Origin of the sequence: Shinella sp. WSD5-1 (genome assembly GCF_963942435.1) — a bacterium.
GTDB lineage: Bacteria > Pseudomonadota > Alphaproteobacteria > Rhizobiales > Rhizobiaceae > Shinella > Shinella yambaruensis.
The window spans coordinates 1,402,501-1,421,583 of sequence record NZ_OZ012596.1 but is presented as its reverse complement, the minus strand read 5'-3'; the positions used below and the strand labels follow the sequence as shown (position 1 = coordinate 1,421,583).

The following is a 19,083-nucleotide window of genomic DNA, read 5'->3' as shown; positions in this document are numbered from 1 at the left end:
CCTCCTGCATGAAACGTTCAAAGGCAGGCGGCGATGGCGCCGGAAAGCGCATCGCGCAGATCAGGGTCATCGGTGATCGGCACGACCATCGCCACCTGGCAGGCCGCCTCGATGGCAATGCCGGCGGCAACGAGCAGCCCGGCATTGATGAGCATGCGCGTGGAGGCTCCCTCTTCGAGGCCCTGCCCCTTGAGGTTGCGCGACCGCTCGGCGATGCGCACCAGGGTCTCCGCCGTGCGCCGCTCGATGCCCGCCTCCCGGGCGACGATCTCCGCCTCGATATCCGGCGACGGATAGCCGAAGGCAATGGCGCCGAAGCGCTGCTTGGTCGATTCCTTCAGGTCCTTGAGCACGCTCTGGTAACCGGGATTGTAGGAAATGACGACCTGGAAATCCGGATGCGCCCGCACCACCTCGTTCTTCTTCTCGAGCGGCAGGATACGCCGGTCGTCGGTCAGGGAATGGATGACGACGGTCGTGTCCTGACGCGCCTCGACGATCTCGTCGAGATAGCAGATGGCCCCCTCGCGCACGGCAAGGGTCAGCGGTCCGTCGTGCCAGACCGTGCCGTCCGTATCGAGCAGGTAGCGGCCGACGAGGTCGGAGGCGGTCATGTCCTCATGGCAGGAGACGGTGATCAGCGGCTTGCCCAGCCGCCAGGCCATGTGCTCGACGAAGCGCGTCTTGCCGCAGCCGGTCGGCCCCTTCAGCATGACGGGCATGCGGCTCTTGTGCGCGGCCGTAAACAGCGCGATCTCGCTTTCGACCGGCCGATAGAAAGGTTCGCTGGAAATGCGATAGGCATCCAGGTTCGTCACGATAGACCTCATGGAGTTGGCGCCGCGATGCTCCCGGCCATCGCGGCGCGGGGGATTTCAGGACGCCAGCAGCTCCTTCAGTTTGTCGTCCAGGAACTTGACGTCGACGGGGTTGGTGCCCGGCCCGCCGGCAAAGTGCCCCCAGATCGAGGGGATCGGCACGTAGGTCGCATTCGGCATGTTCGCAACCTCGTTCTCGCTGTCCTCCGGCGGGAAGTAGAGGTCGGTTCTGCCGGGCATGACATAGGCCTTCGCCTTGATGGCGTTGAGCGCGGCCTTGTAGTCACCGTTGTAGAGTTCGTTTGCAGAGATGTCGCCGTTCTGCCAGGTCCAGAGCATGGCAAGCAGGTTGTTCGGATCCTTCGGCAGGAAGAAGCCCTCCCAGAAGGAGACGAGAAAGTCCTCCAGCGAGGCGTAGCCCAGCGCCTTCAGGTCGAGCTCCTCGCGGTAGAAGGATTGCGAAAAGCCCCAGCCGGCATAGACGCGGGCGGCGGCGCGCAGGCCCTTGTGCGGCTTCTCCTTGTACCAGCCGTCCTGGAAGGACCCGTCCGCCGTCAGGGCCGCCTTGACGCCTTCGAGGAAGACGAAGTTGTGGCGCGAGCATTTCGCCGAACCGCAGAAGGGCGCGAGCAGGTCCATCATGCCGGGGTACATCGCGCCCCAATGGAAGGTCTGGAGCCCGCCCATGGACCAGCCCGTCACCAGGCGCAGATGCGAAATCCCCAGATGCTCCGTCACCAGCCGGTGCTGGGCGCGGACATTGTCATAGGCCGTCACCTTCGGGAAGCGGGCGGCGTTGTAGGGCTCCGGCGTGTTGCTCGGCGAGGAGGAGAGGCCGTTGCCGAACATGTTGGGGATGATGATGAAATACCTGCCGGGATCGAGCGCCATGCCCGGGCCGACCAGCCATTCGTTGTCGTAGTGCTGGCCGGAATACCAGGTCGGATAGAGGATGGCGTTATCCTTCGCGGCATTGAGGGTGCCGAAGGTCTTGTAGGCGAGTTTGGCCTCGCGCAGGATCGCGCCGTTCTGCAGGGCGAAATCGCCGAGTTCGAAGATCTCGTAATCGAGCGTCATGTCTGTTTTCCTTCATTGAAAATGCGCGTTCGGCGCGCGCCGAGGCGCGCCGCCGTGTTCAGACGGATGCATCCACCGCGGACCGCCGATCCTTCAGCGAGGAGAGCGCGAAATGGGCGATGCCGGCGACGATGCCCGCGCTGATCGCGGTGGAAAGCTGCGGCGCATAGAACTCGACGATGAAGCCGACCGCCGCGCCGATCGCCCAGGAGATGAAGGGCGTCGAGCGCCATTCCTTCTCCGCCCCGCCGCCGCTTTTGAAGATGTAGGCCTCGACGAGCAGGATCATGCCGATGGGCGGGACCACGATGCCGAGCAGCGACAGCCACTGGATGAAGAAAGCCCAGACATTGCCCGCGGCGATGACGATGCCGAGGATGCCGAGCACGACGGCGAGCAGCCGCATCTTCGAGCCGAGGATGCGCGACCAGCCCGTCGCCGCATTGTAGAGGCAATGCGAGCAGACCGAGCCGAGGTTGATGTAGAGGAACAGGAAGGCGAGCGCGCTCAGCCAGCCGATCTGCAGCGTGTTCATGTAGCCGAACATGTTGTCCGCCCCGAACGGGTTGGCATCCGGCACGGCAAGGGCCGCCGTCAGGATGCCACCGACCAGCATGGCGACGAGGTTGGAGACCGGAAAGGCCGAGAAGGTCGCGATGAGGGAATGGCTGCCGGTCCGGGCCCAGCGGTTGAAGTCGGCGGTGACCGTACCGGCATCGATGAAGAGGGCGATGACCACCGTCAGCCCGACGCCCATCGACATGGTGGCGACACCGTTGTTGCCGGCATAGCTCCAGATCGCGTCGAAGGTGGTGGTCGAAGCCGAATGCAACACCACGAACAGGCCGAGCACGAAGAACAGCGGCACCGAGACGAGGCCGATCAGGTGCAGGCCGCGCACGCCGATGAAGGTGATGGCGATGTAGAGCAGGCCTGCCACGATGGTCATAGCGACATAGTTCATCTCGTAGGTGCTGGCGATGAGCGCGCCGGTAATGCCCGTCTGCACCGCAAACCAGCCGAGCAGCAGCGTCGAGAGCAGGCCCGAGGCGAGCGCATATCCCTTCGTGCCGAAGACTTCCGACGCGATCAGCGCGAAATTCCGGCCGCTCCGCGTCGCCGAAAGCCCGAGCGCGCCGACATAGGCGAACATGATCAGGTTGCCGATGACCATCGCCGCGAGTGCGCGGGAAAAGCCCATGCCCAGCACGAGGATCGAGCCGGTCATGGAACCGGTGATGATCGCCGGGAAGCCGGCCCAGACCGTCACCATGGAAAACAGGCTATGCCGGGCCGAAAGCGGCACCGGCGCATGTTCGTATTCCTCGCCGAGCACATGGTCGGCATCGAGCGGCGACGGATCGCCAGGCCCTTTGGAGTGTGTAGACATGTTCGTTCCCCTCATGTCTTTCTGTTGAGGAAGGCCATCCGGTTCCCAGGACCGGATGGCCCGGTTGGCATCAGCGATGGGCGGCCGCGTGCGGGATGCCGTCTATCGGGCATTCGTCCGTGCCGACCGTGCCGCGGGTCATGGCCTCGACCATCTCGCGCGTCCCGTCCGGGTCGTTCACCCACCTGGCGTAGAAGTTGTAAGGGCAGGCCGCGACGCCGCGGTCGCCGTCGCCGGAATTGATCGTGCCGGTGTAGCCGCGGTGCAGGAGCTTGAAGAGGTGGTTCTGCGACTGGCCGTTGCGGCGGGCATCGCGGATGGCCGAGACGGAGAGCTGGGCATACTGGATGCCGTTCTCCTCCGTGCCGCATTCGCCGAGCGTGCGCCCGTCGAAGCCGATAATGGCGGAATGGCCGAAATAGGAATAGACGCCGTCGAAGCCGGCGGCATTGGCGACCGCGACATAGACATTGTTCGCCCAGGCCATCGACTTGGAGATCTGCACCTGCTGCTCCTTGGCCGGATACATGTAGCCCTGGCAGCGGATGATGAGCTCGGCGCCCCGCATGGCGCAGTCGCGCCAGATTTCCGGATAGTTGCCGTCGTCGCAGATGATGAGGCTGATCTTCAGGCCCTTCGGCCCCTCGGAGACATAGGTGCAGTCGCCGGGATACCAGCCCTCGATCGGCACCCAAGGCATGATCTTGCGGTATTTCTGGACGATCTCGCCCTTGTTGTTCATGAGGATGAGCGTGTTGTAGGGCGCCTTGTTCGGGTGCTCCTCGTGGCGCTCGCCGGTCAGCGAGAAGACGCCCCAGACATTGGCCTTGCGGCAAGCCTCGGCGAAGATCGCCGTCTCCTCGCCCGGTATCTGCGAGGCGGTTTCGTACATCTCCCTGGAATCATACATGATCCCGTGGGTCGAATATTCCGGGAAGACGACCAGATCCATGCCCGGCAGGCCGATCTTCATGCCCTCCACCATCGCGGCGATCTTGCGGGCGTTCTCCAGCACTTCGGCCTTGGTGTGCAGCCGCGGCATCTTGTAGTTCACGACAGCAACGCCGACGGTATCTTTGCTGCTGCTGATGTCACCATGGTACATTTCAAGTCTCCTTAGACGACGAGGTGGCTCTGGATGAGCTCATCGCTGAGCGCGCCGATGTCGTCGGACACGGCCACGCTCCCGCGATTGAGGATCGCGAAGCGGTGCGAGGCCCGCCGCGCGAATTTGATGTTCTGTTCGACGAGGATCACGGCGAGGCCGTGCTTGCGGTTGAGGTCGATCAGCACGTCCTCGATCTGCTCGACGATGTTGGGCTGGATGCCCTCCGTCGGCTCGTCGAGGAGCAGGATCTTCGGTTCCGACAGGAGCGCCCGCGCGATGGCGAGCTGCTGCTGCTGGCCGCCGGAGAGGTTGCCGCTGCGCCGGCCGAGGAATTCCTTGAGGATCGGGAAGAGGTCGAAGATGTGGTCGGGGATCGTGCGCGCCGGCTTCTCCGCCGCGAAGGTGCCGATGAGAAGGTTCTCGCGCACGGTGAAGCTCGGCAGGATGCCCCGCCCCTGCGGCACGTAGCCGAGCCCGGCACGTGCCCTCACGTGCGTGGGGAGCTGGTTGATCTCCGCCCCGTCGAGCCGGATCGAGCCGGCGCAGCGTGACATGAGGCCGAGGATGGTGCGCAGCAGCGTCGTCTTGCCGACGCCGTTGCGCCCGAGCACCGTCAGGAATTCCCCCTCCCGCACCGAGAGCGAGACGGACTGGAGGGCTCGGCTGCGGCCGTAGAAGCCGTCGACATCGGAAAGCTCAAGCATGGCCGATGCCTCCCGAGCCGAGATAGGCCTCGCGGACCTTCGCATCCTGCGAAACCTCGTCGGCGGTGCCCTGCGCCAGCAGCTTGCCCTGATGCATGACCGAGATCGTCTCGGCGATGTCGCGCACGAAGCCCATGTCATGCTCGACGACGACGAGCGTGTGCTTGCCGCGCAGCCGGTTGAAGAGCTCGGCGGTCATGTTGGTCTCGTGCGCCGTCATGCCGGCCGTCGGCTCGTCCATCAGGATGAGCGCCGGATCCTGGGCGAGGATGAGGGCGATCTCCAGCCATTGCGTCTGGCCGTGCGAAAGCTGCGCTGCCTGGGTTTCGAGATGATCCTCCAGCCCGACGAGGACGGCGAGGCGTTCCAGCCGCTCGGTATCCACCCCGCCGGAGAACCGGAACAGGTTGCGCCAGACGCCCGGATCGCGCGAGCAACCGATCTCCAGGTTTTCCCGGACGGTCAGCTCGCGGAAGACGCTCGGCACCTGGAACTTGCGGCCGATGCCGGTGCGTGCGATCCGGAATTCCTTGAGAACGTGGATCGGAGCGCCGCGGAAGGCGATTTCCCCGGATGTGATGCGGGACTTGCCGCAGATCAGGTCGAGCGTCGTCGATTTGCCGGCACCGTTCGGGCCGATCAGGCAGCGCAGCTCGCCCGACGCCACCTCGAAGTCGAGCCGGTCGACAGCGATGAAACCGGAAAAGGCCACGGTCACCTGTTTGAGCGCAAGGAGCTGTTCGCGTGCGGGCGTCATAGCGCACCTCCGAGATGGGGTTGGGATTTGGAGGTTTGCTCGGTGGCATGGCGGGCGCCGCCCTTGCGCGCCGCCTTAGGGAAGCGACGCACGAGGGCTTCGAAGACGCCCGCCAGCCCCTTCGGCATGAACAGCACGATGAGGACGAAGAGGCCGCCCATGACGAGGGTCCAGGTTTCGAGGAAGGCTTCGGTTTCCGACAGTGCGCCCTGCACGCCGGTGACGAGCACCGCGCCCAGCATGGCGCCGAGAAGGCTCTGCCGGCCGCCGACGGCGACCCAGATCACGATGGAAAGGCTGAGCGGCACGCCGAGGAAGGTCGGCGAGGCGAATTCCATGATGATCGTGTAGAGCATGCCCGCAAGGCCGGCGATGGCGGCCGAAAGCGCGAAGACGAAGGTCTTGTAGAGCGCCACGTCATAACCGAAGAAGCGCACCCGCTCCTCCTGGTCGCGCACCGCCTGCAGGATGAGGCCGGTCTTGCTGCGCGAAACGGCGAGCGCGAGGAACAGCGTGACCGTGAGGCAGATCGCGACGAGATAGTAGGTCGAGGCTGAGTAGACGTCGAAGGTCAGGCCGAAAATCTCGAACCGCGCGAGATCGGTGATGCCGTTGAAGCCGCCGGTGTAGCTCTGCTGGTCGATGATGATGAGGTTGACCACCACCATGGCGGCAAGCGTGATGATCGCCGCATAGACCCCGGCGATGCGCCCGCCGAACATGAACCAGCCGAGCAGCGCGGCGAACAGTGCCGGGACGAGGATGCCGGCGAGAAGCGCGAAGGGCATGGAATGGAACGGCACCCATATCCACGGCAGTTCCGTCACATTGTTCCAGACCATGAAGTCGGGAAGACCGTCGCTGCCGGTGTGGATCGGCACCGTCTTCAGCTTCAGGAACATGGCCATGCAGTAGGAGCCGAGGCCGAAGGTCGTCGCCTGGCCGAGATTGAGGATGCCGGCATAGCCCCAGGACAGGCTGAGCGCGATCGCCAGCATGCCGAAGATCAGGTAGCGGGCATATTTGTTCAGCAGGAAGGCGTCGTCGACCAGCACGGGCACGATGAGGATCGCCAGACAGACGACGCCGTAGAGGAGGATTTGGCGGGAGACTTTTCCAGACAAGGACGGAACCTCTCGTTGACGCGGGCGGTCAGGCGCGCACACGCGGGGCGAACAAGCCCTGCGGCCGGAACCGGATGATGATGACGATGGCGACGAGGACGAGCGCCTTGGCGATCGTGTCGTTGCTGTAATAGGCAAGGAGCCCGGAGGTTTCGCCGAGCACGGCGGAGCTCACGAGCGTACCGACAAGGCTCTGCACGCCACCGAGCACGACAACCATGAAGGCATCGACGACATAGGTCGTGCCCATCTCGGGTGAGACGCTCTTCAAGGGCGAGATCAGCGCGCCGGCGAGCCCCGCAATGCCGGCCCCGTAGGCAAAGGTCAGCCGGTAGGCTCTGGCGGAATTGATGCCGAAGCTCGAAGCGATGGCGCGGTTCTGGGTGATCGCCCGAAGCTTCAGGCCGAAGGACGTGTAGCGGTAGATGCACCAGGTCGCGAGGAAGAGGCCGAGCGCCACGGCGAGCACGAAGAGCCGGTAGGCCGAGTCGGTCGCACCGAGGATATCGACGCTGCCGGACAGCGACGGCGGCATCTGGACGTAGCGCAGCTCGCCGCCGGCCGTCAGGCGGACGATCTGCTGGGTCATCACGCCAAGGCCCCAGGTGGCAAGGATCGTGTCCAGCGGCCGGTCGTAGAGATGGCGGATGACGGCGACCTCGATCAGCCAGCCGAGCGCGGCGATCAGGAGGAAGATCACGGCAAGGCTCGCCAGCAGGCTCCAGCCGAGCTGGCTCTGCAGCAGCCAGGCGCAATAGGCGCCGAGCATCACGAACTCGCCGTGGGCAAGGTTGATGACGCCGGTCACGCCATAGATGATCGCAAGCCCGAGGGCCACGAGAAGCAGGATCGACGACAGGCTGAGGCCTGTCAGGATTTGCGAAACGACGAAGTCCATATGCACCTTCTCCGCAGGTTGGGCCGGCGGCCGACCGACAGACGGCCGCCGGCTGCTTGGGGGATCAGACCTCCTTGAGGCCTTCGGCGGTGCACTTCTGGTTGGGATAGGCACTGTAGGGATTGGGCTCCAGCCAGTCGGCGGACTGCGTCAGGATCTCGAACTGCCCGTCCGCCTTGCATTGCCCGATCTTCGGGCGCAGCCAGCAATGCAGGTTCTCCGGCTCCACCTTCACGAGCCCCTGCGGCGCCTTGTATTCCTCGCCCTTCACCGCCTCGCGGATGGCGAGCGGGCCGATGTCGCTCGCGGCGAGCTTGGCGACCGCCTGCTTGAAGAGGTGGATCTGGAAATAGGCGGATTCCGACACGAAATGCGTGACCTTGTCGCCACCCCAGCGCGAGCGATAGGCCTCGACGAAACGCTGGTTCTCCGGGGAATCGAAGACCATGAAATAGGGTGCGGAGGTGAAGTGGCCGGCGGCGGCGTCACCGCCCATGGCCGCGACCTCGTTCTCCGAGGTGGTGAGGCTCGCCATCGGCATGGTCGCCGGGTCGAGGCCGGCCGCACGATACTGCCGGTGCAGCGCCACGACGGAATCGCCGACCACCGTCGAGAAGATGACGTTGGGCTTTTCCGAGCGGAACTTGTTGATGACGGAGGAGAATTCCGAATGGCCGAGCGGCACGTATTCCTCGGCGATCACTTCCGCGCCGAGCCCTTCGAGCAGCTTCTTGCAGTAGTTGTTCTCTTCCTTCGGATAGATGTAGTTCGAGCCGATCAGGTACCAGCGCTTGCCGAACTTCTCGACGAGCCAGGGGATGAAATCGTCCTGCTGCTGGTTCGGCACGGCGCCGGTATAGATGACGTTCTTGGAGCACTCGCGGCCCTCGTAGAGCGTCGGATACCAGAAGAGGTTCTCCTGCTTCTCGAAGACCGGCAGCACCGCCTTGCGGCTCGCCGAGGTGTAGGAGCCGAAGACGGAAACACAGCGGTCGGAGAGCACCAGCTTGCGGGCCTTTTCGGCGAAGGTCGCCGGGTCCGATGCGGGGTCCTCCACGACCGGTGTGATCTTCAGGCCGTTGATGCCGCCATTGGTGTTGATCTCCTCGATCGCCATCAGCGTCGCCTTGTTCAGCGACTCCTCGATGATCGCCGTCGTGCCGGTCAGCGAGAAGAGCACGCCCACCTTGATCTCGCCGTCCTGTGCGAAGGCCAGCGAGGAATTCTTCGACCAGATATGGGGAAAGCCGACCAGCGACACCGCGCCTGCTGCGGCCCCAACTTTCAGAAATTCACGCCTGTTCTTGTTCACCCTCTGTCTCCATCAAAAAACAAAGGCCCCGAAGCGCTCCGCCGGTCCGGCAGATCGTTTCGGGGCCTCTTCGCCTCTGGATTTGTTTGCGGCGTCCTCGCCGCGGGGAATGTGCTCGGGCTGTCGGCGGGTCCGGATGCAACGCCACCAGCGTTGCTTCACCGGGCCTGCATCAGGCCATTCAGAAAAACAAAAAACCCCACGTTCCGCTCTTTGCGGACCCGCGGGGTTTCGTCACCCTTTATGTGCGCAGCGTCTTTGCCGCGGACAATTCCAAAACGCTAACTGAGAAGTTCGTGCGAGTCAATCACCGCCGCAGCGACGGCGCCGATGGTCACGCGCTTCTCCATCGCCTGCTTGCGCAGGAAGTTGTAGGCCTCCTCTTCGCTCAGGTTTTTCAAGCGGATGAGCAGCGCCTTCGCCCGCTCGACGAGGCGCATGGTGCGCAGGTTCTCGTCGAGCTTGTCGATCCGCCCGCGAAGGCGCCGCTCATATTGGAAATGCTCGCGGGCCATCATCAGCACCGACTGGATCATCCGGGCGGTTGCCGGATAATGCAGCATGCCATGCGCCGCGCAGTTGTGGACGAGCTTCAAATTGAGGGGCGCCTTGCCGTCATCCACCAGGATGAGCGCAGAGGAAGGCTCCCCCGGCACCCAGGGTATGCGCTGGGGAAGATCGTCCGACAGCAGGCAGAAGATCGCGTCGTATTGCAGGGGAATCTGCGCCGGCTTCGGCCAGATGTGCCGCACGGCGACGCGCTGCCGCTGCAATTCCCGGATCAGGAACTCGCCGTTGTCGTCACGCTCGACGATGACGGCGACGGTGAATTCGGCCGGCAGGCCCGCCTGCCGCGGGCGCTCCTCCGCGCTGGCGCGGCTTTCCGGCCGTTGCGTACCGATCCAGCGATCGTGCCCGTAGTCCGCCCTCGACATGTCCGGCATCTTCTCCTCCCGCGCGGGACGGCGCGTTTCTGTTCGCTGCATTCAGCAATTCTCCAGGCAACGGCCGTAGCCGATGAGATAGGGATCGGCCTTCACGCTGGCCTGTGACTGGAAGACGATGTCGAACTGGCCCTGCCGGTTCGCCCGGCCGATGCGCGTCCACACATCCGCATGGCCCCAGACGGGATTGATCGACACGCTTCCCTGCGGCGCCTCGAATTCCGCGCCCATGACGAAGGTGCGCAGCTGCCTGGTGTCGAGGGAATTGGTCTCCTCCAGCGTGCGGGCGAAGAGATTCACCTGAAAATACGAGGCTTCGAGGCACATATTGGTCGGCTCGTCGTCGCCGTAGCGCTTCTGGTAGTGGCTGACGAAACTGCTGTTGCGCGCCGTCTCGATGCCCTGGAAGTAGGATGCGGCCGTATAATGCCCCTCCCCGACATCGTAGCCCATCGCCCGGATCTCCGCCTCGGTCGTGGTGAGGCTGGCGATCGGCACGGTCTTCGGATTGAGGCCGAGATCGTGATAGGCCTGATAGAGGAAGGTGGTGGATTCGCCCACGACCGTCGAAAAGATGACGTCCGGCTGCGCCTGCTTGATCTCGCGCACCAGCGGCACGAATTCGCTGCGGTCGGCCTCCAGGCGAAGATACCGCTCCCCCACGACCGTTCCGCCATTGTTGCGCACCAACTCCCGCATCACGCGGTTGGATTCGCGCGGATAGACATAGTCCGACCCGACGAAGAAGAACCGGTTGCCGAACTGGCTCATCAGCGCCTTGCACAGCTGCACGGAATTCTGGTTCGGTGTCGCGCCCGTATAGATGACGTTCGGCGAGAACTCGAACCCCTCGTAGAGCGTCGGATACCACAGAAGGCCATCCAGCCGCTCGACGACCGGCAGGACCGCCTTGCGGCTCGCCGAGGTGTAGCAGCCGAAGATCGTGCTGACACCATCCTCGACCATCAGGCGCTTGGCATACTGCCCGTAGGACCGGATCTCCGAGCCCGGATCATAGACGATCGGCTCGATCGGGCGCCCGTTGACGCCGCCCCGGTCGTTGATTTCATCGATGGCGATCAGCGTGCCGCGCAGCTGGGTTTCCTCGATGACCGACATGAATCCGGTCTTCGAGAACAGGACCCCGACACGCCATGGCGCGGACGTTCGCTGGTTTCGATTGAGAGCTCCCATTGTCTCGGTTCATCCCTGTATTTGATCCCCTTTTCTTGATCGGCCATCGCCGTGAGGTCTTGTCGCCCCATGGCTTCAGCTTGCCGAAGTGCCGTCCGTCCGCGTTTCCCAGGATGCGCCTGTTTTCGTTCTCCCGCCAGAAAACAAAAAACCTCCCAGCCTCGGAACGATGCGAGGCACAGGAGGCGACATTGCGCTCAGAAGTCCGGCGGCAACCTTGCCGCCCGTCAACGGATTGACGTCCCGTTACGATAAGATCGAGAAATGCGGAATGTCAACATGCGGTTCTTCGCGCTTTTGTGCCGCCGCCATATCGCCTGCCTTTTCGACGCAACACGCCGCAAACCACTGGAAATCGAGGGCGTGCCCGTCTCAGCGGATTTGCCGACCAAGCTCCTCAAGCGAGAGGCGCGGAAGGAAATTACACCACCTTCACATTCAAGTCACTTGAATATAGTTGCGTTTAAGTTTACAAAACGCATGGAAGCAAGCGGATCCAGAGAAATCCGCCTTCCTGGAGGGGCAGCATTTTTCATCGACATTTTCCGGCCGAGAGCCGGCGCCTCTCTGCGTGCCTTTTCGCCAACCAGAGGGAACCTGAACCGTGACGATCAACCGACGTGAATTCATGAAGGCGACCGCCCTCGGCGTCGCCGCGCTTTCGCTACCGAGCCTTGCCAGCCGGGCCGCGGCCGCATCCGGCCCGCTCATCTTCGCGGCGGCAGGCACCGTGACCAGCAGCTGGGACCCGACCTCGCACACGGTCGCCCCGCAGATCACCGCCGAGGGCTTCCTCTTCGGACACCTGACCAAATGCCCGATGAGCGAGGCCAATCCAGGCGAGATCCTGCCGGACCTTGCGACCGAATGGTCCGTCATCGACGAGCACACGCTGGAATACAAGCTGCGCCAGGGCGTCACCTTCCATGACGGCAAGCCCTTCACCGCGGCGGACGTCAAGGCGACCTACGAATATGCCTCCAACCCCGACCGTCCGGCCTCGGCCTGGTATCCGGGGCGCGTGGACGTCGAAGTGATCGACGACCACACGGTGCGGCTGAACACCAGGCAATACGGCTATCCGGCGCTGAATTTCTGGTACGTTTCGAGCTTCCTGCCGATCCTGTCGGCCGCCGACGTCGCCAATCCCGATACGCTCAAGCAAAGGCCGAACGGAACAGGCCCGTTCAAATATGTCGAGACCGTCGGCGACCAGATCAAGTTCGCCGCCTTCGACGATTTCCATGAGGGCAAACCCACCATCGAGGAGATCGTCTGGGCCTATGTGCCCGACGCCAACACCCGCGTGCTCGGCCTCCTCAATGGTCAGTATCACCTGACCGAGCGCCTGGAGCCGGAGCAGTATCTCTCCCTCCAGAAGGAGGCGAGCCTGAAGACGGACCGCTCGCTTTCCAGCGAGAACAAATATCTCCACTTCCGCTGCAACAAGCCGCCCTTCGACGATCCGCGCATCCGGCTGGCGGTCTGCCATGCCATCGACCGTTCCCAGGTCCTTGCCGTGGTCGGGGAGGCCGGACAGGCATCGAACTGCCACATCTCGCCGGTGAAGTTCGGCTTCACCGACGTGAAGGGCTATCCGGAATACGATCCGGAAAAGACGCAGGCGCTTCTCGCCGAGGCCGGTTTCCCGAACGGTGAGGGCCTGCCGGAAATCGAGTACATCACCTCGGTCGGCTTCTATCCGAAGACCCGCGAATATGGCGAGCTCATCACCGCCATGCTGCAGGAACAGGGTTTCCCGGTGAAGCTCACCACCCTTGAGCCGGCCGCCTGGGAGGAACAGCTCTATCGCCGCGCCGACGGCCAGGGCCCCGGTCATATCATCGATGTCGGCTGGATCACCGGCTCGCCCGAACCGGACCTCGTGCTGCGGCCGAACTACCATTCCCAGTTCGCGCTCATCAACGGTGTCAGCGACCCGCAGATCGACGCATCCCTCGACAAGGAACGCGGCGCCACCTCCACGGAGGAACGCCTGAAGATATTGCAGGAAGAGACCCTTCCGCTCATCGCCGGGAAGGCGCCGAGCATCTCGCTCTTCTCCTCGGTCTTCCTGCGCGCGATGAGCGCCAGGCTCGACGGCGTCACGTTCTATCCGAACGGGCCGATCGATCTGTCGAAGGCGACACTGTCCTAGGCCGCCTGCGGGCGATGCGCCGGCACCGCATCGCCCGCTCCCGTTCCCGTATCGCCGGATGACCAAAGATGGCTTTTGCCCTGGAATTCTTCTTGCGGCGCATCAGTCAGGGTGTTCTCATCGTCCTGGCCGTCGCCTTCGTCATTTTCACGCTGCTGCGCATCGCGCCGGGCGATCCGATCCGCATCATCCTCGGGCCGATGGCGACGCCGAGCGCCATGGAGGAAACGGCCGAGCGCCTCGGGCTGCGCGATCCCATTCCGGTGCAGTTCCTGCGCTATCTCGGCGATATCGCCAGGGGCGACTTCGGCAATTCCTTCATCCGCGGCAAGCAGGGCGGCACAACGGGCGGCTCCCAGGACGCTGCCGGCGCGCCGCCCGTCGAGCGCGCCGCCGTCATCGAGCTGATCGCCAAGGCCCTGCCCTATACGCTGCTGCTCGCCGCCTGCGGCTTCCTGCTCGCCTGTCTGGTCTCGATACCGCTCGGCATACTGGCCGGAGTAAGGAACAGCGGCTGGCCCCAGAAGGTCGCCCTCTACCTCTCCTCCTTCTTCGTCTCGCTGCCCAATGTCTGGGTCGGCATCGTGCTGATCTACCTGCTTTCGGCGCGCACCGGCTGGCTGCCCGCCATCGGCTACCAGCATATCGGCTATGTCATCATCCCGGCGATCGTCGTCGCGGTGGAACTCGCGCCGGTGATGATCCGCTCGATCTCTGTGGCGGTCGCGACCAATGTGCAGGACCCGTTCTACGAGATCGGCCAGGTGCGCGGCCTCAGCGCGCGGATCATGCTGTTCCGCCATGTGCTGCGCAACGCGGCCGTGCCGCTGCTCAACAGCTTCGGCGCGCAGATGATCGGTATGCTGCTCGGCGGGCTCTTCGTCGTCGAATATATCTTCAGCTTCCCCGGCATCGGGCTCCTGACCATCAACGCGGTCTTCCAGCGCGACTTCCCCGTGATCCAGACCGTCGCGATCTTCGCCAGCACCGTGCTCGTCTTAATCAACATCGCCGTCGACTTCGCCTCGACGACGATCGACCGGCGCCTGGAGTTCTGAGGGGTATCATGACCATCCTGTCCTCCATCCCGCAGTCCTCCGCCCCGGCCCGGGGCCAGAGCGTCAATGCCCGCATCCTGCGCCTTGCCTGGCGCTCCTCCGAAATGAAGGTGGCGAGCCTGCTCTTCCTTGCGCTCTGCCTGCTGACGCTGCTCGGGCCCTTCGTCATCGACGCCTCCGCCACGAAGATCTCCGTCGCCGACAAGTTCCTGCCCCCCGTCTTCATGGAGGGCGGCAGGCTCCCCTATTTCCTCGGTACCGACCAGCTCGGCCGCGACCTCCTGCTGCGCTCGCTGGTCGGCCTGCGCAACGCCTTCCTGATCGGCATCGTCAGCGTCATGCTGATGTTCGTGCTCGGCTGCGCCATCGGCATCTTCTCCGGCTATCGCGGCGGCTGGACGGATGTCGTCCTGATGCGCATCACCGATATCCAGATGTCCATTCCGGTCATCATCCTCGCCATCACCATTCTCGGCATGTCGCGGCCGAACCCGTTCACCATCGTCGCGGTGCTCGTGCTCTCCGGCTGGCCGATCTACGCCCGCGTCGCGCGCAGCGTGACGCTCGCCGAGCGGCAGAAGGAATATGTGCGCGCCGCGCGCATCATCGGTGCGTCGGACCTTCGCATCATGGTCCGCCATATCGCGCCGTCCATCCTGCCGCCCATCGCCTTCGTCGCGGTCCTCGACGTGGCGCGCATGATGATCTTCGAGGCAATCTTCGGCTTCATCGGCATCGGCATCCAGCCGCCGACGCCGACCTTCGGCACGATCATCTCGGGCGGCACGCAATATCTCCTGAATGCCTGGTGGATCACCATCGTCCCCGGCTGCCTGCTCGCGCTTTCGCTGGGCAGCCTCAACCTCATGGGCGGCGTTCTGGAAAGAAGCCGGAACCTCGTCCTGCAGGGAGCGGCATGATGGCGGCGGAACCTCTCCTGAACGTCGAAAACCTCAGCATCCGCTTCGGTTCGGCCGGTGCTGCACGCCCCCTCATCTCGAACGTCACCTTCGCGGTGAAGCCGAAATCCGTCCTCGGCATCATCGGCGAAAGCGGCGCGGGCAAGACGCTTCTGTCGCGCGCCCTGGTGAACTGGGTGCGCCCGCCGCTTGTGATCACCGCCGGCAGGGTGATCTATCGGGACCGCGACCTTCTCGCCCTGCCGGAGACGGACATGGCGCGCCTGCGCGGCCGCGAGATCGCCTATATCGGCGCCAATCCGACGACGGCGCTCGACCCGACGGTGCCGGTGGGCCACCAGATCGAGGAGAAGCTGCGGACCATCGAGCCGGGCCTTCCCCGCCAGGAGACAAGGAAGCGCGTCGTCGACCTGCTCGATGCCGTGCGCATCCCCTCCGCCCGCTCGCGCTTCGACGAATATCCCTTCCAATTCTCCGGCGGCATGATGCAGCGGGCGATGATCGTCGATGCGCTGATCTCCAACCCGAAGCTGCTGGTCGCCGACAACATCACCCAGCCGCTGGACGTGACCGTTGCCGCGCAGATCCTGCGGCTGCTGCGCGACCTGCAACGGGATTTCGGCACCTCCATCGTCTTCGTCTCCTCCTCCTTCGGCACCATCGTCGACATCGCCGACGAGGTCGTTGTCCTCGACAAGGGGAGCATCGTGGAGGCGCAGGATACCGGCAGGATCCAGAGGAACCCGGTTCACCCCTATACGAAGGATCTCCTCGCCAAGGTCCCCCGCCTCTGGCACGGCGTCGGCAGCATACCCGAGGCCAATGCCGAACCCGTCGTCCTCAGCGTGCGCGATGTCGCCAAGACCTATGCGGTGAAGGATCGCACGTCGCTGTTCCGCAAGAACCGGGTACAGGCGGTGCGGGGCGTCTCCTTCGAAGTCCGGCGCGGCGAAAGCCTCGGGCTCATCGGCGAATCCGGCTGCGGAAAATCCACCCTGTCGCGCCTGCTCTCTTCGCTGGAACCGCCGGATCATGGCGCGATCGAGGTGAACGGCGTCGACGTCGCCACCCTGCGCGGCGCGGCCCTGCTTTCGATGCGGCGGCGGTTCCAGCTCCTTCTGCAGGATCCCTACACGTCCATCCCGTCGCATGTTTCGATCGGTGCGACAATCGCCGAGCCCCTGCGCATCCACCGGCTGGCCTCGGGACGCGGACTGCGGGAACGGGTCTGCGGCGTGATGCAGGACGTCGGCCTGTCGCCCGATCTCTACGACGCCCTGCCCGTCGGCCTCAGCGCGGGCCAGCGGCAGCGCGTCAACATCGCCCGGGCGATGGTTCTCGAACCGAGTGTGCTGATCCTCGACGAGACGCTGTCCGCGCTCGACCAGATCGAGCAGGCCAGGCTTCTCGACCTCTTCGACAGCCTCCAGCGCAAGCATGGCATCACCTATCTCTACATCTCGCACGACCTTGCCATGGTGCGGCGGGCCTGCGCCCGCATCGCGGTGATGTATCTCGGCAAGATCGTCGAGATCGGCGACAACGAGACGATCTTCGGCGAGCCCGCCCATCCCTACACGCGCACGCTTCTGAGTTCGGTGAGCACGGTGGAGGAAAAGCCCTTCCTGCCGAAGGACTACCTGCTCGAAGGCGAGCCGCCGGACCCGATCCACATTCCCGAAGGCTGCTCCTTCCGCAGCCGCTGCCCCTTCGTCATCGAGACCTGTCGAAACGTCGAGCCGCCGCTGTCACCCCGGGCGGGCGGAAGCGCGGCCGCGTGCCATCTCGGCCTCGACCGGCTGCCGGCCCCCTCGATCGCGTTGAAAGCGCACAACGGGTCAGACCTGAAACGAATGGACAGCCTATGACATTCTTCCTCGAACGGGCGTCAGCGTTCTTCGGCGAGCGCGCGGCCGCCCACTGCGTCTGGCGGCACCACCTCCACCGCAACCCCGAAACCGCCTTCGAGGAGCGCGAGACGGCGGCCTTCCTGGCGGCCCGTCTCGACGAGATGGGCCTGCCGGTCAGGCAGGGCCTTGCCGGAACCGGTCTGGTGGCGAGCCTGCGGGGAAAGAGGGCGGGACCGAGCATCGGCTTTCGCGCGGACATGGACGCCCTGCCGCTGAACGAGCAATCGTCCCTGCCCTACCGCTCCGCCCGCCCCGGTGCCACCCATGCCTGCGGGCACGACGGGCATATGGCCATGCTGCTCGCCGCGGCCGACTATCTCTCCCGGCAGGAGGATCTAGCGGGCACGCTGCATTTCATCTTCCAGCCGGCCGAGGAGGCGGCCGGCGGCGGCAGGGTCATGGTCGAGGACGGGCTTTTCGACCATGCGCAATGCGACCTCGTCTTCGGCCTGCACAACTGGCCCTCCCTCGAAACGGGCAGGATCGCGGTGCAGCCGGGGCCGATGATGGCCGCCATGGACCTCTTCACGATCACGGTCAGCGGCGACGGCGTGCATGCGGCCCTGCCGCATCTCGGCACTGATACGATCGTGGCAGCGGGCGCGCTGACGCAGGCGCTGCAGGCCATCGTCAGCCGCGCCATCGATCCGCACCAGCAGCTCGTGCTCTCGATCACCCAGATCCATGGCGGTCATTCCCTGAACGCGCTGCCCGACAGCGTCGCGCTGCGCGGAACCCTGCGCTACTTCGATCCCGGCGTCGCCCGGACGGCGCACCGCCGGATGCACGAGATCGTCGAGGGCGTCGCCCGGACCCATGCCGTGGAGATCGCCCTCAACCTCAAGTCGCAATACCCCGTGACGACGAATGATGCCGACGCCGCCGGCATCATGCTGCGCGCCGCGGAACTCTCGCCCGCCGGCGGGGCGCCGGTCACGCAGTTTCCGCCGAGCATGGCCTCGGAAGACTTCGCCTTCATGCTCGCCGCGCGCAAGGGCGCCTATGCCTGGATCGGCAACGGCCGCCCGACGGCGCTGCACAGCCCGGACTTCGACTTCAACGACGAGATCCTGCCGCTCGGCGCGCACTATTGGGTCGCGCTTGCGCAGGCCTGCCAATCGCAAACCGCATAAACGACCTGACCAGAGGAGAAGAGACATGAGACTTGCGGGCAAGAAAGCCTTGATGATCGGCGCCGCCACCGGCATCGGCAGAGCCGCGGCCATCCAGTTCGCCGACAACGGCGCCGACATCGTCATCGCCGACATTAACCTGCCGGCGGCCGAGGAAACGGTCGCAAGCCTCGCGAAAACGGGCCGTCACGCCTCGGCCATCGCCTGCGACGTCCGCGAGGAGGCGAGCGTGCGCGATGCCGTCGCGGCGGCGGAAAGCCGGATGGACGGGATCGATACGCTCGTCTTCTTCGCCGGGCTGCAGAGGCTCGGCCATGCCGAGCAGTTCTCCACCGCCGACTGGGACGCGGTGTTCGACGTCAATGCCCGCGGCACGTTCCTCGCGACGAAATATGCCGCCCCCGTCATCCGCAAGGCCGGCGGCGGCAGCATCATCACCACCTCCTCGCTGGCGGGCCTTCGCGGCGCACCCGGCATGACGGGCTACGCCGCCGCCAAGGGCGCGGTCATCGCCTATACCGTGGCGCTCGCGCAGGAGCTGGCGCCGGACAATATCCGCGTGAACTCCGTCCTGCCCG

At 64.7% G+C, this 19,083-nt stretch carries 18 protein-coding genes (1 of these 18 only partly in view); 7 read left to right on the top strand and 11 right to left on the bottom strand.

Going from position 1 to position 19,083, the window contains the following annotated elements:
• Window positions 1-17: 17 nt before the first annotated feature.
• The 11 genes from AABQ55_RS06825 to AABQ55_RS06775 all read right to left on the bottom strand — a co-directional run bounded on the left by AABQ55_RS06825 (window position 18) and on the right by AABQ55_RS06775 (window position 11,326).
• Window positions 18-830, bottom strand: coding sequence for a CbbQ/NirQ/NorQ/GpvN family protein (locus AABQ55_RS06825; protein WP_272804482.1), 813 nt, complete (start codon window positions 828-830; stop codon window positions 18-20).
• A 45-nt stretch (window positions 831-875) separates the two neighbouring features.
• A complete protein-coding gene (locus tag AABQ55_RS06820) occupies window positions 876-1,895 on the bottom strand; it encodes an alpha/beta fold hydrolase (RefSeq protein ID WP_272804481.1) in 1,020 nt (339 codons plus the stop codon).
• 58 nt (window positions 1,896-1,953) lie between these two features.
• Complete coding sequence (locus tag AABQ55_RS06815; protein WP_272804480.1) at window positions 1,954-3,285, bottom strand: purine-cytosine permease family protein; 1,332 nt, start codon at window positions 3,283-3,285, stop codon at window positions 1,954-1,956.
• 70 nt (window positions 3,286-3,355) lie between these two features.
• Window positions 3,356-4,390 carry an aliphatic amidase gene (locus AABQ55_RS06810; protein WP_272804479.1) on the bottom strand — a complete coding sequence of 345 codons (1,035 nt, stop codon included), beginning with the start codon at window positions 4,388-4,390 and terminating at the stop codon, window positions 3,356-3,358.
• 11 nt (window positions 4,391-4,401) lie between these two features.
• Window positions 4,402-5,097 (bottom strand): urea ABC transporter ATP-binding subunit UrtE, encoded by a 696-nt coding sequence (urtE, locus tag AABQ55_RS06805; protein ID WP_272804478.1) that lies wholly within the window; start codon window positions 5,095-5,097, stop codon window positions 4,402-4,404.
• Window positions 5,090-5,854 carry an urea ABC transporter ATP-binding protein UrtD gene (urtD, locus tag AABQ55_RS06800; protein ID WP_272804477.1) on the bottom strand — a complete coding sequence of 255 codons (765 nt, stop codon included), beginning with the start codon at window positions 5,852-5,854 and terminating at the stop codon, window positions 5,090-5,092. The genes urtE and urtD overlap by 8 nt, the downstream gene beginning before the upstream one ends.
• A complete protein-coding gene (gene urtC / locus AABQ55_RS06795) occupies window positions 5,851-6,978 on the bottom strand; it encodes an urea ABC transporter permease subunit UrtC (RefSeq protein WP_272804476.1) in 1,128 nt (375 codons plus the stop codon). Before urtC ends, urtD begins: the two co-directional genes overlap by 4 nt.
• A 28-nt stretch (window positions 6,979-7,006) precedes the next feature.
• Window positions 7,007-7,876 (bottom strand): urea ABC transporter permease subunit UrtB, encoded by an 870-nt coding sequence (gene urtB / locus AABQ55_RS06790; RefSeq protein ID WP_272804475.1) that lies wholly within the window; start codon window positions 7,874-7,876, stop codon window positions 7,007-7,009.
• 64 nt (window positions 7,877-7,940) lie between these two features.
• Complete coding sequence (locus AABQ55_RS06785; protein ID WP_272804474.1) at window positions 7,941-9,188, bottom strand: transporter substrate-binding protein; 1,248 nt, start codon at window positions 9,186-9,188, stop codon at window positions 7,941-7,943.
• A 281-nt stretch (window positions 9,189-9,469) separates the two neighbouring features.
• Window positions 9,470-10,174, bottom strand: a complete 705-nt coding sequence (locus tag AABQ55_RS06780) for an ANTAR domain-containing response regulator (RefSeq protein ID WP_272804473.1) — start codon at window positions 10,172-10,174, stop codon at window positions 9,470-9,472.
• A complete protein-coding gene (locus tag AABQ55_RS06775; RefSeq protein WP_244768090.1) occupies window positions 10,175-11,326 on the bottom strand; it encodes a transporter substrate-binding domain-containing protein in 1,152 nt (383 codons plus the stop codon).
• Window positions 11,327-11,605: 279 nt separating this feature from the next.
• Here AABQ55_RS06775 and AABQ55_RS06770 point away from each other — a divergent pair, with 279 nt between their 5' ends.
• The 7 genes from AABQ55_RS06770 to AABQ55_RS06740 form a co-directional block, all read left to right on the top strand.
• On the top strand, window positions 11,606-11,950 hold the full coding sequence (locus AABQ55_RS06770; protein ID WP_272804472.1) for a hypothetical protein: 345 nt from the start codon (window positions 11,606-11,608) through the stop codon (window positions 11,948-11,950).
• Between the two features lie 4 nt (window positions 11,951-11,954).
• On the top strand, window positions 11,955-13,484 hold the full coding sequence (locus AABQ55_RS06765) for an ABC transporter substrate-binding protein (protein WP_272807404.1): 1,530 nt from the start codon (window positions 11,955-11,957) through the stop codon (window positions 13,482-13,484).
• Window positions 13,485-13,552: 68 nt separating this feature from the next.
• A complete protein-coding gene (locus AABQ55_RS06760; protein WP_272804471.1) occupies window positions 13,553-14,542 on the top strand; it encodes an ABC transporter permease in 990 nt (329 codons plus the stop codon).
• 8 nt (window positions 14,543-14,550) lie between these two features.
• Window positions 14,551-15,462, top strand: a complete 912-nt coding sequence (locus AABQ55_RS06755; RefSeq protein WP_272804470.1) for an ABC transporter permease — start codon at window positions 14,551-14,553, stop codon at window positions 15,460-15,462.
• Complete coding sequence (locus AABQ55_RS06750) at window positions 15,462-17,330, top strand: dipeptide ABC transporter ATP-binding protein (RefSeq protein ID WP_272804469.1); 1,869 nt, start codon at window positions 15,462-15,464, stop codon at window positions 17,328-17,330. Before AABQ55_RS06755 ends, AABQ55_RS06750 begins: the two co-directional genes overlap by 1 nt.
• A complete protein-coding gene (locus tag AABQ55_RS06745) occupies window positions 17,327-18,505 on the top strand; it encodes an amidohydrolase (RefSeq protein ID WP_272804468.1) in 1,179 nt (392 codons plus the stop codon). Before AABQ55_RS06750 ends, AABQ55_RS06745 begins: the two co-directional genes overlap by 4 nt.
• Before the next feature lie 25 nt (window positions 18,506-18,530).
• Window positions 18,531-19,083, top strand: the 5' portion of a protein-coding gene (locus AABQ55_RS06740; protein ID WP_272804467.1) for an SDR family NAD(P)-dependent oxidoreductase. The gene runs 206 nt beyond the window's last position; 553 of the gene's 759 nt are visible here — the first part of the coding sequence; its start codon is at window positions 18,531-18,533; the stop codon falls past the right edge of the window.